Origin of the sequence: Marinitoga sp. 38H-ov (assembly GCF_011057715.1) — a bacterium.
Classification (GTDB): domain Bacteria; phylum Thermotogota; class Thermotogae; order Petrotogales; family Petrotogaceae; genus Marinitoga.
This window is the reverse complement of record NZ_LNGH01000014.1, coordinates 42,074-56,362: the sequence shown is the minus strand read 5'-3', so window position 1 is coordinate 56,362 and position 14,289 is coordinate 42,074. Positions and strand designations below refer to the sequence as shown.

Sequence of the window (14,289 nt, the reverse complement as noted above, 5' to 3'; positions counted from 1 at the left end):
ACTAGTTAGAAGTATTTATTATATGCTTAAAAATAATTCATCCTATAATCCTATTGAATTATCTCAATCTTCTAAAAAAATGGTGTTTTTAAAGGATGATAGTAATAATCAATAATAATAATTAAGCGTTTACAATTAACAAAACAACTAAATAATTCTAATTTTTGCACCATGTGCATAATATTTGTTTTACTCTTTTTTCTATCTGTATTATTCTGAATTCTTGTTATTTTTCATCTTTGTTAATTTTCATTGTTTTTTTATTTCCCTCTTGACTTATTACCGGAGACTATTTTTTAGGTTTCTTTTTATAATTGAATCTTTAGAAAATTTTATTAATAATTTGTCACTCAACATAGTCATTAACACAGGGAAAATTGTTAAAGTTAATAACGGAGCTACAAACATTGCAGTTGCTGTTAAAATACCGAATTGTTTGAGCATACCTATTTCAGAAAAAATAAATGTTGCAAATCCAAGTATAACTGCCAATGAATTAATAACTATAGCTCTTCCGGATGTTGCGGATGTTCTTATAGCCGCTTTAAACTTATCTTTGCTTTCTTTATATTCCTTTTTGAATCTAGAAATATAATGGATGGTGTAATCTATTCCAGTACCAATTGTTATAGATGCTATAGTAACTGTTGCAGCGTTTAATGAAATGCCGGTTAAACCCATAATCCCAAAATTTGTAATAATAGTTAATGTTATAGGTATTAGAGATAATAAGCCTAGTATTATTGAATGCATTTGTATAGCAAATAATATGAACACAAGAGCATAAGCTAACATCATACTTTCCTTTTGATTATCAAATACCATATCATTTACTTTATTTGTTAAAATTGGAATTCCAGTAACTCTAACTTCGAGTATTCTTTTTCCACCTTCTACAGGAACTTGTTCATCATTTACATATTGAGATAATTCATTCAGATCTTTTTCAGTTAAATTTAAATTTAAAGAAATTAATTTACTTTTTGCAAAATCAGCTCTTATATTTGGTTCATAATCGTATAAAAAGTAATCATAATATTCTGAAATATATTCATCAAAGTTATCCCCATCGATTAATTGAGAAAATGCGTTAAAATCAACTTCTTCTTCATCATTATATTTTAGGTAATTATTAAATAATTTATATAAATTTCTTTTATCCAAATTAGATACCAATTCTTTAATATCTTTTGATTTTGCTTCAACCATAATATTTAAGATTTTTTCATTGTAATTTCCTTTTCTTGAAATAATAAATTGTTTTATTTCATTTTCATATGCTTTTATATGTTGCGGATTGTTTATATCAAAATCTTCTATTTTATAATTTTTAATTATATAATTATCGATATACTTTTTTAAAGCTATTTCTAATTCTTTTACTTTACTAAAGCTTTTTGTATTAACCATTATTTGTGAAATTGATTCATTTTTTTCTGGAGATAGAATTTTATCTATTCCTTCACTACCTTCAATTAACATATAATTTTGTTCCATCGCATAATTAGAACCTGGTACATATTCATACCCTGTAAAACCTTCAGTTAAGTTTGCAACAACATCACCTATATTTGTAATTTGAGAAACTACAGAAAAATTATTTTTTGCAAACATAGAAATATCTCTTATTGTCCTATTGAAATAAAAATCTCTAAATGAGTTTTCGTCTTTTGCTAATAAATCAACAAAAATATAATCATTACCGCCAAAATTATTTCTTAAAAATTTTGAGCCTTGGACCATATGGGTTTTATCGCTCATAAAGTTTTCTATTTGCATATCAGATTTTATTTTAGGAATAAAAAAAGTAGTTAATAATACTAATAAAAATATTATTGTTAAAGTTATAGCTCTATGATATACAAGTTTATTAGTAAAATTTCTTAATAAATGACTTTCACCTTCTTCAGAAAGATTAGCTTTTGATTTTGGTTGAAAAATCATTAACATAGCAGGTACAAATAAGGTTGCCATTAATAATGCCAAAGCAATACCTAAAGATGTGAAAATTCCTAATTGCCATACAGGAGTTAGATCTGCAGTTAATAAAGATAAAAAACCTGCAATTGTAGTTAAAGCACTTAATAAAACCGCTTTTCCAACATGTTTTAATGTTTCATTAACAGCCTCTGAAGCTGATATTCCTCTATGTAATTCTTCATAATATTTACTAATAATATGTATTGAATACGCTGTACCTATTCCAACAACAGCAATAGGAACTGCTGAGGTTGTTATATTGAAATTAATTCCAAGTAAATACATAATTCCAACAGTCCATATGTCTGCAATCAAAACGGATATTATTGGTAAAATAACTCCAGCAATATTTCTATAACTAAAATATAGAACTAACATAACAAGAATTAATACAATTGGAATTAATTTTAATAAATTATCTTTAACAATTTCCTCAATTTCTCTGTTAGCTATTGCTGTACCAAATATGTAATATTCGACATTAGAATTTTTAAATACATTTTCAACAACTAAACCTGCTGATTTTTCATCAATATCTTTTTTTAAACCTATTGCAAACAAAACACTTTTTCCATCTTCAGATATAAATTTTCCTTTAATCATATCATCATTTAATAATTCACTTTTTAGTTTTTTTAAATCATATGAATTATCTGTGGAAAAATCATAACTTGATTTTAAGTTCCCTACTGATATATCTCCGTCATCTGATACGCTTATTCTTGGAGCATTTACAGGAGAAATAACATTATCAACAACATCTAAAGTTTTTAATTTTTCAGTAATCTCATTAATTTTATCGAAATACTTATAAGCATCATCAAATTTAACACCCGTTAAAATAATTCCATTTAATCCAAACTCATCAGCAACTTCATCATATATTTTCTTATCTGGATCATTTTTAGGTACATAACTTGCAATGTTATCTTTAACATTAACTTTGTTTGCGTAAAAACCAAAATATAGCGTTAATATAGATATTGCAATAACTATAAATACTGATCTACCTTTATCTAATTTCATAATATCCCTCCTTGGTGGCAAATAATAAATACTTATTATGACGAAAATAAATATACACTCTATATATTTCATTTTTGTTTAAAATAAAAGAAAATTTTGGTGGCAAATAATTAAGTCTTTATTAATGTGGTAAAATATATTTGAAAGGAGAGAAAATTATGGAGATACTAAAAAAAATAAAGGATGATAAACAAGCGGAACAATTTTTAATTGAGATTGGTGTTTTGAAATTAAAAGATGAATGCCCTTATTGTGGCAGCAATGAAGTTTATTCAATAAGAAGGAATCATTTTAAATGTAAGGTATGCAGAAGAGAATGGTCAAAATATAATGATAGTATTTTTAAAGATATTAGAATTAAACCTTTAATATTTTTAAAAATAATTGAAGAATTATCAAAAGGAAGATTAATAAAAAGAATTGCTGAGGATTTAGAAGTTTCTTACAATACAGTTTTAAAAATAAAAAAATTAATATTAAAAAGGCTTCTAAAAAAAGTATTTAATATAGACGATTTAAAACCATTATTTTCCATTGGAATAAAGGGAGATCTTTCATTAGAGTATAATGAAGAAGTTAATATTGAAGAGTTATCAAAAATAAAAAATGAAAAAGTTGCTAGATTATATATATTTAAAAATTATTATAATTATGATTTATATATAGTATTTTCTGAAAAACCAATAAAATTATTTGAAAAATTTTCAATTAAATTAGATTTAAATGATATAAGGAAAGAACTTAAAGTTTTATTAAAAAATTTTTCTGAAAAAATCTCAAAAGGAAAAATAACGAATGCTAATAGTGTATTGTTTACAATAGTACAAAATCATTATATAGCTCATAATGGTAGTGATAAATTGTTTTATTTATTTTTAGAAGCACTAAAATAATACCCCTCTAATGAGGGGCATTATTTTTAGTGTTGTAAGAATATTAAATAATATACAAATGCTAAAGCTAATATCCAATTAAACCAATGTATTTCTTTACCTTTTCCAGAAAAAACTTTTATTAATGGATAAGCTACTAATCCTAATGCTATACCATTAGCAATAGAATATGTAAGAGGCATCATTATAATAGTAATAAATGCTGGTAATGCTTCTGTTGTATCTTCCCAAGTAATGTGAATTAAATTTTTAAGCATTAATGAACCAACAAAAATTAATGCTGGAGCAGTTGCTGCAGCTGGTATAGTTAAACCCAAAGGAGAGAAGAATAACATCAATAACATTAAAACTGCTACTGTAACAGAAGTTAACCCAGTTTTTCCGCCTTGTGCTATACCTGTTTCACTTTCAATATATGTAGTAACAGTTGAAGTTCCAAATAAGGCACCAACAGATGTACCTATAGCATCAGCCATATATGCTTTATTTGATCTTGGGAAATCAGATTCTCCTTTTTTTATAAACCCTGCACTTTGAGCTAATCCTGTTAAAGTTCCCAATGTATCAAAGAAGTCAACAAAGAAGAAAGTTAAAACTACTACCCAGAAAGATCCACTTAATAAATCTCCCCAGGATAGTTGTAATTTCATAAAAGTTGGAGCGAGACTAGGTATTTTACCGACAATACCTTGATAATGAGTTACACCAAAAATTGGGAAAGCACCAATTATTGTAGTCAAAATTATTCCTAATAATATAGAGCCTGGAACTTTTAATGCAAATAAAACACCTGTAAGAATTAAACCGATAATTGCTAATAATGCATCAGGTTTTGTTAAATCGCCTAATCCAACAAATGTTGCAGGATTAGATACTATTATACTAGCGCTTTTTAAACCTATAAAAGCAATGAATAGACCTATACCTGCACTAGTGGCGAATTTTATGTTTTGAGGTATTACTTTAACAACATATGTTCTTGCGCCTGACATTGTTAAAATTATAAAGATAATACCTTCAACAAAAATTGCTCCCAAAGCTACTTGCCAAGGAATCCCCATTTTTAAAACAACAGTATATGTGAAATAAGCATTTAATCCCATACCAGGAGCTAAAGCGAATGGATAATTAGCATATAAACCCATAACTAAAGTTGCTGTAGCAGCACCGAATATAGTTGCAACCATTAATGCACCAAAGTATTGGTTGTATATAGTTGATCCAACTTCTGCACCTGGAGCCATAGCAGTTACTAAAATATTAGGGTTAACAAATAAAATATAAGCCATACTCAAAAAAATTGTCAACCCTGCTAAAATCTCTGTTGTTACTGTTGTCCCGTTTTCCTTTAATTTAAAAAATTTTTCCACCCCTTGACACCTCCTAGTTATAAAAATATAAAAAAACCTTAACATTATTGTATAAAAATATGTTTTCTTTTTAATTAAAATAAGATTAAATAGAAGTAAACTTTAATATAGTATTCATTATAAAATCCTTTATTATTAATTAAAATTTTATTTTTTATTATAAAAATAAAAACACCTCTCAGGAAGAGAGGTGTGATTATAATTAACCAACACTCTCCTCCTATAGTCAAACAGTTTACGGCTGTTTGGTAGAGACTCCCGAGCCATATTCTCAGGATTATATAGGAAGAGTAAAAATTACATATTTTATATACATTATTTTAATTAATATTTATTTGCGATAAATTTAATTCTTTTTGTTTATATTCTGTATAAATTTTATCAAATTCGCGATGATAAATCTTAAATACTTTTAATACTCTTGGATCAAAAATTGAAGGTTTTGTTTTATAATCTCCATTTACTATAATATTGTATGCTTCTTCATGAGAATAACCTGATTTATATGGCCTATCACTTCTTAAAGCATCATACACATCGGCTAAAGCAACAATTCTAGCTTCTATAGGGATTTCTTCACCTTTTAGCCCAAAAGGGTATCCACTTCCATCATATCTTTCATGATGATACATAGCAATATTTTTTGCCATTTTAAAACGCTCATCATTGCCAAAAATTTTTTCCGCATATATTGTATGTTTTTTCATTTCATCATATTCTGATTTTGTTAAGCCTCCAGGTTTATTTAAAATCTCATGGCTAACTAATAATTTACCAATATCATGAAGTGAAGAATAAATAGTAATATTTTTGACAAATTTTTCATCGAAATTCATTTTAACTGCTATGAATTTTGAGTATTCAGAAACTCTTTCTATATGATTTCCAGTTACTTCATCATACTTTTCTGCGATAGCAGACAAATGAGAAGAAAACTTTCTATATGAATCTTCTAAATCATTATAAGCTTCTTCAAGTTGGTTATATAGTGTTTCCAATTCTTTATTTGTAGCTTCCATTTGTTCATTTGAAGCGCTTATTTCTTCAAAAAGTTCTAAAATTTCTTTTATTGTATAAATTTCTACTTCTTTTAATTCATTTAATTCATCAAAATAAAATTTATTATCTTTTATTGCACTTAATGCTCCTTCAAAATCTTTTGGCGATAAATTGATAAAACTTTGACTATCTAATATTTTTAGCTCTTTTAATAATATATCCATGCTTTTTAATACTTTTCTAAACTCTTGTTCAAATATACTAATTAATTTAATGTTTTTATTTCTGGTTACAAAATTCCATATTATTAAAATTGATAGAACTAAAGATATTATTAGGTTAATAAAAATAAAATTAGTTATATTATAATATGTAGTGATATATATATTTTTCCAATTTAACGTTTTACTAATATACAATGCTCTGTTTATAATATCAATTTGTTTTATTTTATTAATGTTAAATTTAGAATATATTATTTGATTGTTATTATGTAAAGTAATAAAAACATCTGTGCTTTCGTTAATATTTAATTTATTTATAACTCCAACGACATATAAATTATTTATTTTACTTCCTAAGTATAAATTATCATTTAATCTAAAAATAAAAGTATTATTTATATTTTTAATTTTTGAAAAAATACTTTCTACGGTAGTACTTTCATTGATATTTTCTTCTATATTATAAGGTATCTTTTTTCTAATATTTCCCATATTATCTATAACATATATTTTGGACATATTCAAATCTTTTAAGAGGTTTTCATCATCAATAATGCTAATATATTTTAAATGATAATAATAGTTTTCCATTAATTCATTGAACTTGTCTAAGTTAATATTTGAAACAGAGTTTATTGCGGAAAAAATATAAAAAAAAGATAATACCCATATAATAATAATTATGCATAAAAAAATAAAATTCTGAATTATTGAATTTTTAATATGGTTTTCAATTACGTTTGTATATCTCATGCTATAACCTCTTTGTTTTTTTAATATAAATATAATATTAATATATCAAACGATCAATTAATTCTTAGAAATTATAACATATTGTTTAATTATTTTCAAGGACATAATTACAATATATAAATCGTCTTTTGAAGAAAAAACTTGATATTTAATTAATATTATTGTCAAGTAAATTTAAAAAAAGAATTTTTTATGTTATAATTATATATAGGGTAGAGGTGATTAAATGGTTGAAGAATTAATAAAGTCTATATTAAAAAAATACGGGTTAAAAGAGGATAAAAAAAGATTAGAACATGTAAAAAATACCTTATCTTTTTTTAAAAATTTAGAAAATGATCAGGTAGAAAAATTAATATTGGAAAATTATACCATAGGAGAGTCATATTTTTTCAGGGATGAAAACTTATGGGAAACGATAAAATCTTATATAATAGAAAATAAAAAATATAACATTCTAAGTTTAGGTTGTTCCCGTGGAGAAGAAGTATATACATTTTCATTTATTCTTAATAATTTAAATAAAGATTATAAAATAATTGGGATAGATGCATCAAATTATAGAATTAAACAAGCGATAGAGGGAAAGTATAAATACTGGAGTATAAGAAAATTGAATCAAGGAGAAATAGATAAATATTTTGAAAAAAGAGGCGAATTTTATTATGTTAAAGAAAAATATAAAAAAAATATAGAATTTAAAGTTGACAATATAACAAATTATATAAAAACAAATAATAAGTATGATGTAATTCTCTTAAGAAGAGTATTGATATATTTTACAGAACATCAAATTACATATATTTTAAAAAATATAAAAAATATTCTAAATGATAATGGAATTTTGATTTTAGGTCATGGTGAGTTTTATCCTTATTTAACTGAAATTTTTGATTTTGAAATACATAATAATGTAGTTTTATGGAAAAAAGCTAATAAAGAGATCAAATTTATAAGTAATAAAACTAATAAAATAAAAAATATTATAAAAATTAAAGATTCTAAAAAAGAGAAATTAATTAATACAATTGTTAATATTTCTGAAGATGAATATATTGAGATTATAGAAAAATTAATTTCAGAAAAAAATTATGTTTTTGCATATAGTTTAATAAAAAAGATTGCAGATAATTCAATAAATTATTTAATATGGAAATATAAAGCTTTTTTAGAAATACAATTAAATTTAGATTATAAAGATTCTTTAAATAAAGCTATTTTTTTAAATCCCGATGATGAAGAGTTATGGAATATGAAATATTTAAATGAAAATAGGGGATGATTATATGAATTACTATATATGTGAAATAAAAGATTCGAAAAATAATTTAATAAAAATAGCATTAGTAAATGAAATAATAGGTGTTTCCTCTAAGTTCGTAAAAAAAAATATTGAAGGGAATTTTTTAGGATATTCAAAATTTAAAGATAAACTTTATCCTGTTATTACCATTCCCGAGAACAAAGAATTTATATTAAAGTTCTTTTTAATTTATAACTCTTTTGCTTTTGGTGTAAGTTCCATTATAAAAAATATAGAAGTAAGTGAAATAGAAAAATTTAATTCTGAAACATTAGAACAATTTCCACACTTAAGAATTTTCTCTGGTTATTTTGAATTAGATAATGAAGAAATTTTTGTTTTCAATGTTAATAAGGTTTATGAAGAACTTCCAGCAAATTTTGTAGTAAAAAATGTTGAAAAAGATAAAGAAAAAAAAGAAGATATAATTAATCCTAATGTATTTGTAATTGACAATAAATACTCTATATTAAGAAATAAAATAATAAATATTATTGACAGTAGTACTTTTTGCTCTTTTAAACACGGTGAGTTTGATGGATTTATAGAGTATAAAAATAAAATATATAATGTAATAAAAACCTCAGAGAAAGCCAAATGGATAGTTGTTGGTGAAAAAGTGGCATTATTATGCGAAAAGATAGATTTTGTATATGGAGAAATTTTTGATTCTCAAGATAAAAAATTTTTAAGAATTGATAATAAAACATTACCTATTTTGGAGTGATTTTATGGAATTTATGGATATATATTTTAATGAAATGGAAGAAAAGTTAAATGAGGCTATGGAACTGTTAAAAAAATATTTAGAATTGCATGATCCTGTTATAATAAAAGATTTATATAGGATATATCATACTTTAAAAGGATCTGCAGGTTTGGTAGGACTGCCTAAATTAGGGGAATTTATGCATAAACTTGAATCTGCATTTAAAGAAAAAATGAATTCTGATTTAGATGAAAAATTTGTAGCAAGGGTTATTAAAATATCTAATGAAATTATAAATAAAAAAAATGATTTAACAGATGAAGAAGTTAATTATTATGAATCTATATTAAGTGGTGAAATTAATTTAAATGAAGGTACTATTTCAAAGACAAAAAATGAAAATATTTCAATAGATTTATTGGAAAAGTTTTATGAAAGAATACTAAAATTAGAAAATAATTTAATTAATAAAAATTATTCTATAGCTTTAAAAGAAGCTAAAAGTTTAAGATTATATACTCAAAATCTTATTGAAGAAAATAAATTTATATCAATTCATAAAGTTATTAAAAGTTTTGAGAATTTAGTATTTCAAGAGGCTGTATTTAATAAGAAAAAAATTAATTTTAATATAGAAGTTGAAAATACAAAAATAGAAAAAAAAGATGCAGAAAGCCTTAAGGATGTATTAATACATTTAGTAAAGAATGCTATTGCGCATGGCATAGAAAGTCCTTCAGAAAGAAAAGGTAAAGGGAAAGAACCAACTGGGAATTTGACCGTAAAAAGTTATATAAAAAATGATTTTATATATTTAGAAGTTATTGATGATGGAAAAGGAATTGATATTGATAAGGTGAAAGAAAAAGCAAAAAGTAAAGGTTTTGAGAATGTTGACCCATTAGAAGTTATTTTTTATTCTGGTTTTTCTACAAAAGATAAAACTGATCAATCATCTGGAAGAGGAATAGGACTTGATACAGTAAAAGCTTTTGCTGAAGCAAAAGGGGGGTTTGTAAAATTAGAGACTGAAAAGGATAAGGGTTCAAAATTTATTATAGCTTTTAAAACGAAAATAACTTCAAAAAAAGTACTTGTTATAAGAAGAAATGAAAACATATTTTCGGTTGATTCAAATGAAATTAGAGAGGTTATAAATAAAATAGAGATTATAGATAGTAAGATAAATTACGGCAATAATTTATTAGATTTAATAGATTATGGAAATGGCAATATTAAATTTGCAGTTATTACTAAAAATAATAAAGCTATTGTTGCTGATGAGATCTTAGGACATTTTGAAGCATTTATATCCCCGTATAACTTTGATGAAATCATAGGTTTTGCAAAAAATATCTTTTCATATCCTATACCAATAATTTCACCAGAAAAAGCTTCTTCAAAAAGAAATTCAAAAAATATAATTAAAAAAACAGTCTTGATATTAGATGATTCGGTTCTTACTAGATTTGTTATTTCTAGAATGATAAAAAATAACGGATATAATGTTATTGAAGCGGAAACCGGAGAAGAAGCTATAAAAAAATCTGGATATGATGCTGCTATAGTTGATGTGGAATTACCAGGTATTAGTGGTTATGAAGTGGTAAAACATATAAAAAAAGTAAATAAAGATATACCTGTAATTATGCTGTCTACAAAATCATCACCCGAAGACATAAAAAAAGGTCTTGATTCTGGTGCTAATGCATATGTTATTAAAGGAGAAAATACAGAAAAAATTTTAAATCTTTTAAATAAGTTTTTAAGGGGATGATATTATTCTAAAGGTAATAATAGGTGCATCCGCCGGAGGGCCTCAAGCTTTGAAAAAATTATTAAAATTTAATATTAAAATTAATTATCCAATTGTTTTGGCGATGCATAATTTAGAAAGTCAAACAAAGAATTTTAAAAATTATATAGAAAATATTTCCAAGCAAAAAGTTTATATTGTAGATAAAATAACAATTTTAGATAAGGGAATATATATACCAGAAGGCGGAAAAGATATTGTATTTTTTAGTGCTTCCACAATTAAGGTTGAAAACAAAAGAGATATTGTTGCACCATCAATTAATCATTTGTTTGAAAGTTTATTGTTATATGCAGATAATAATACATATATATTTTTGCTTGGAGGATTAGGAAATGATGGCACTGAAGGACTTAAAATATTAGAAAGTACTAAGGCAAATATATTTATTCAAAAAAATGCCCAATTTCCCTATATGACAACAAACGCTATGAAATCAATAAAAAGATTTAATCTAAAAACATTAGATGAAATGAATAAATTTTTATTATTATTAAACAAGAAGGTGAAAGAATGAAAAAAGTATTGATTATTGATGATAGTACATCTTGGCAAATGTTTTTAAAGAAAAAAATAGAAGAATTAGGTTATGAGGTTGAAGTTGCTGAAGATGGATTGGAAGGTTTGAATAAGTTTTTTGAGTTTTTACCAGATATTATTATTTCAGATTATGTTATGCCAAAAATGAATGGTGTGCATTTATGTAGATTTATAAGAAGTTATAGTTCTTTTTCCAAAGTTGGTATTTTAATTTTAACAGGTGCAAATGAATCAATAAATGAATTTTGGGCAAAAAAAAGTGGAGCAAATATGTTTTTAAGAAAAGATATTGAATCTGAAATTTTAGTTGAAAAGATAGATGATTTTATAAAAAATAATAATTTTTCAATAGAATGGACTAGAGAATTTTATAAATTTAGGGTAAACCCATTTAGTGAATTAGTTGATATTTTAGAAGAAACGTTAAAAATGGAAGTTTTAAAATCTACAGTATTGGATCTTGTTGATAAAGTTAGTGATGAAGAATATATAATCAATAATTTATATGATTTGTTTAAAGAATTCTTTTTATTTGAAGGTTTGCATATAATGTTACTTTCAGCAAATTCTGGTAGAGTTTATTCGTTTCCTGAAAAAAATAGATATTCATCAAATAGTATAAAAAGCTTTTTGTTTTCTAATTTAATAAAACCATTAACTCCAACTAAATGGGAATATATAGGAATTTTTGATGAAAGTAATAATGATATGCCGCGAGATTTTTTGATTTTTAACATAACAAATAATAATAATGATTTAGGTATAATAGCATTTGAAAATATTGAAAATAAAAATAATATTATATATTATATGAATTTTTTGAATGAAGCTATTAGCATTTTATTTAAAACATTAAATTCATTTATTGATTTTAGAACTGCATCTGAAAGAGATGGTTTAACAAATTTATATAACAAAAAAGTAATTACAGAAAAATTAAATGATTTATTAATTTCTTTCAAAAGAAAAAAGTTCGATCTATCTATAGCTATGCTTGATATTGATGATTTTAAACAAATAAATGATAATTTTGGTCATGTTGTTGGTGATGAAGTATTAAAAATATTTTCAAATTTATTAAATTCAGAAATGAGAGAAAACGATTTTGTTGGTCGATATGGTGGTGAAGAATTTTTAGTTATAATGCCAGGTACTAATTGTCAAGAAGCAAAAGTAGCTTTGGAAAGAGCATTAAAAAAGGTAAGAGAATATGATTGGAAAAAAATAGGAATAATAAAACCTATTACTTTCAGTGGTGGTGTATGTTGTGAATATAAAGGTAAAAGTTTAACTGAATTTATTGATAATGCAGATACAGCATTATACTTAGCTAAAAAATTAGGAAAAAATAGAATAATTACAGAGGAGGAGTTAAAATGAAGATTGAATTAAAGTATGCTATTTTAATATCAATTATTTTTATTATTCTGACTAGTATATTTTTTTCTATTTCGTATTTCATATTTTCTAATAACGTAAAAAAGGATATATTAAATGAATATTTATCTACAATAGATGAAATATCATATGCCATTGAGAAAGATTTCAATGAATTATCGGAAGAAAATTTTTCATTTAAATTTTCAAATGAGGGTATTGGATATTATTATGTTTTGAACAATCTTGGTGATACTATATTTCATTCTAATAAGGATAGAATTGGTTTGAATATTATAAAAGACGCAAAATTAAGCGATTTATGGGATTATATGAAAATTAATAAAAAAGGATTATATGAATATACATATGAAAATGAAAAAATATATACAGCCTTTTCAAGTTTTGATTTAAATGGCAATACTTATTATCTAGTACATGCAATTACTAATTCGGAATTATTTAAAAATCTTAAGAAATCTAGAAATTATTTAATAATGATATTAGTAATATTTATATTTGCTATATTTATTATTTCTTTGATTATCAGTAAATCAATTGGTAAAGCTTTTAAAAAACAGATAAAAACTATTGAAGAATTTACAACAAATGTATCTTCATATATTGCAGAAAATAGTTCTGCAGCTAGTGAGATTGAATCTGTCGCAAATAATACTCAAAAAAATATAGAAAAATTAGATGAATTAGTTCAAAATTTTTCATCTTCTATAGAAGAAGGCAGAAGCGAATTAAATGCTACTTTATTAAACATGAAAGAATTTTTTTCTAATATACAATCTATGAATCAAATGACATTAAAAATTGCGGATTTTATAAATAATCTATCTTTATTAAATGATAAAATAAAAGATATTTCTGATACTGTATCAATTTTGTCTATAAATTCATCTATTGAAACAAGTAAAGAAAATATTGATAAAGAAGGTATATCAAAAATAGCAGATCTTATAAACGAATTAGCTACTGAATCTAGAAATACATCTAGAAATTCTGAAAATGTGTTAAAAGAAATAGAAAATAATATTACTTCAAATGTATTATTATCTGAAAAAATTGCAAAAGAATTAGTTAACGTAGAAAATTCCTTAGATTCAATTTCTCAAGTAGTTGAAAGTTTTGCAGAAAATGTTGATTCTTTAGCTGGCTTCTCGCACACTACAAGATTGTCAATGAATGAAGTTTTAGAAGGTATAAAACAAACTTCTGAAGCATTAACAGAAATAAAAGTTAATCTGGACAAATTATTAACTTTAACAAAAACAGTAGAGGATTAAAGAG

Annotated in this window: 10 protein-coding genes and 1 riboswitch; of the genes, 7 read left to right on the top strand and 3 right to left on the bottom strand. The window is 24.1% G+C overall.

Annotated elements, in window-relative coordinates; genetic code table 11:
* Nucleotides 1-279 precede the first annotated feature (279 nt).
* A complete protein-coding gene (locus AS160_RS04950; protein ID WP_165145780.1) occupies nucleotides 280-3,006 on the bottom strand; it encodes an MMPL family transporter in 2,727 nt (908 codons plus the stop codon).
* 158 nt (nucleotides 3,007-3,164) lie between these two features.
* Between AS160_RS04950 and AS160_RS04945 the strand changes: the two genes are divergently transcribed.
* Entirely contained in the window at nucleotides 3,165-3,899 is a 735-nt protein-coding gene (locus tag AS160_RS04945; RefSeq protein WP_165145777.1) for a transposase, read from the top strand.
* A gap of 26 nt (nucleotides 3,900-3,925) precedes the next feature.
* Here AS160_RS04945 and AS160_RS04940 read toward each other — a convergent pair whose 3' ends face one another.
* Nucleotides 3,926-5,269 carry an NCS2 family permease gene (locus AS160_RS04940; protein WP_206528103.1) on the bottom strand — a complete coding sequence of 448 codons (1,344 nt, stop codon included), beginning with the start codon at nucleotides 5,267-5,269 and terminating at the stop codon, nucleotides 3,926-3,928.
* Nucleotides 5,270-5,472: 203 nt separating this feature from the next.
* A riboswitch (purine riboswitch) is annotated at nucleotides 5,473-5,574 on the bottom strand.
* A 15-nt stretch (nucleotides 5,575-5,589) separates the two neighbouring features.
* Complete coding sequence (locus AS160_RS11275) at nucleotides 5,590-7,245, bottom strand: HD-GYP domain-containing protein (RefSeq protein ID WP_206528102.1); 1,656 nt, start codon at nucleotides 7,243-7,245, stop codon at nucleotides 5,590-5,592.
* A 226-nt stretch (nucleotides 7,246-7,471) separates the two neighbouring features.
* Between AS160_RS11275 and AS160_RS04930 the strand changes: the two genes are divergently transcribed.
* The 6 genes from AS160_RS04930 to AS160_RS04905 are packed head-to-tail and all read left to right on the top strand — an operon-like array spanning nucleotide 7,472 to nucleotide 14,285.
* Entirely contained in the window at nucleotides 7,472-8,527 is a 1,056-nt protein-coding gene (locus AS160_RS04930; protein ID WP_165145771.1) for a CheR family methyltransferase, read from the top strand.
* A gap of 4 nt (nucleotides 8,528-8,531) precedes the next feature.
* Nucleotides 8,532-9,275, top strand: a complete 744-nt coding sequence (locus tag AS160_RS04925) for a hypothetical protein (protein ID WP_165145768.1) — start codon at nucleotides 8,532-8,534, stop codon at nucleotides 9,273-9,275.
* A 4-nt stretch (nucleotides 9,276-9,279) separates the two neighbouring features.
* Nucleotides 9,280-11,034, top strand: coding sequence for a response regulator (locus AS160_RS04920; protein WP_165145765.1), 1,755 nt, complete (start codon nucleotides 9,280-9,282; stop codon nucleotides 11,032-11,034).
* A 1-nt stretch (nucleotide 11,035) separates the two neighbouring features.
* On the top strand, nucleotides 11,036-11,590 hold the full coding sequence (locus AS160_RS04915; protein ID WP_346774422.1) for a chemotaxis protein CheB: 555 nt from the start codon (nucleotides 11,036-11,038) through the stop codon (nucleotides 11,588-11,590).
* Nucleotides 11,587-12,993 (top strand): diguanylate cyclase, encoded by a 1,407-nt coding sequence (locus tag AS160_RS04910; RefSeq protein ID WP_165145759.1) that lies wholly within the window; start codon nucleotides 11,587-11,589, stop codon nucleotides 12,991-12,993. The genes AS160_RS04915 and AS160_RS04910 overlap by 4 nt, the downstream gene beginning before the upstream one ends.
* Nucleotides 12,990-14,285 (top strand): hypothetical protein, encoded by a 1,296-nt coding sequence (locus tag AS160_RS04905; RefSeq protein ID WP_165145756.1) that lies wholly within the window; start codon nucleotides 12,990-12,992, stop codon nucleotides 14,283-14,285. Before AS160_RS04910 ends, AS160_RS04905 begins: the two co-directional genes overlap by 4 nt.
* The last annotated feature ends 4 nt before the right edge of the window (nucleotides 14,286-14,289 follow it).

Excerpts from the sequence above, each read along its gene's own strand:
- AS160_RS04950 (WP_165145780.1), bottom strand. The coding sequence starts at position 3,006 with ATGAAATTAGATAAAGGTAGATCAGTATTTATAGTTATTGCAATATCT.
- AS160_RS04945 (WP_165145777.1), top strand. The coding sequence starts at position 3,165 with ATGGAGATACTAAAAAAAATAAAGGATGATAAACAAGCGGAACAATTT.
- AS160_RS11275 (WP_206528102.1), bottom strand. The coding sequence starts at position 7,245 with ATGAGATATACAAACGTAATTGAAAACCATATTAAAAATTCAATAATT.
- AS160_RS04930 (WP_165145771.1), top strand. The coding sequence starts at position 7,472 with ATGGTTGAAGAATTAATAAAGTCTATATTAAAAAAATACGGGTTAAAA.
- AS160_RS04925 (WP_165145768.1), top strand. The coding sequence starts at position 8,532 with ATGAATTACTATATATGTGAAATAAAAGATTCGAAAAATAATTTAATA.
- AS160_RS04920 (WP_165145765.1), top strand. The coding sequence starts at position 9,280 with ATGGAATTTATGGATATATATTTTAATGAAATGGAAGAAAAGTTAAAT.
- AS160_RS04910 (WP_165145759.1), top strand. The coding sequence starts at position 11,587 with ATGAAAAAAGTATTGATTATTGATGATAGTACATCTTGGCAAATGTTT.
- AS160_RS04905 (WP_165145756.1), top strand. The coding sequence starts at position 12,990 with ATGAAGATTGAATTAAAGTATGCTATTTTAATATCAATTATTTTTATT.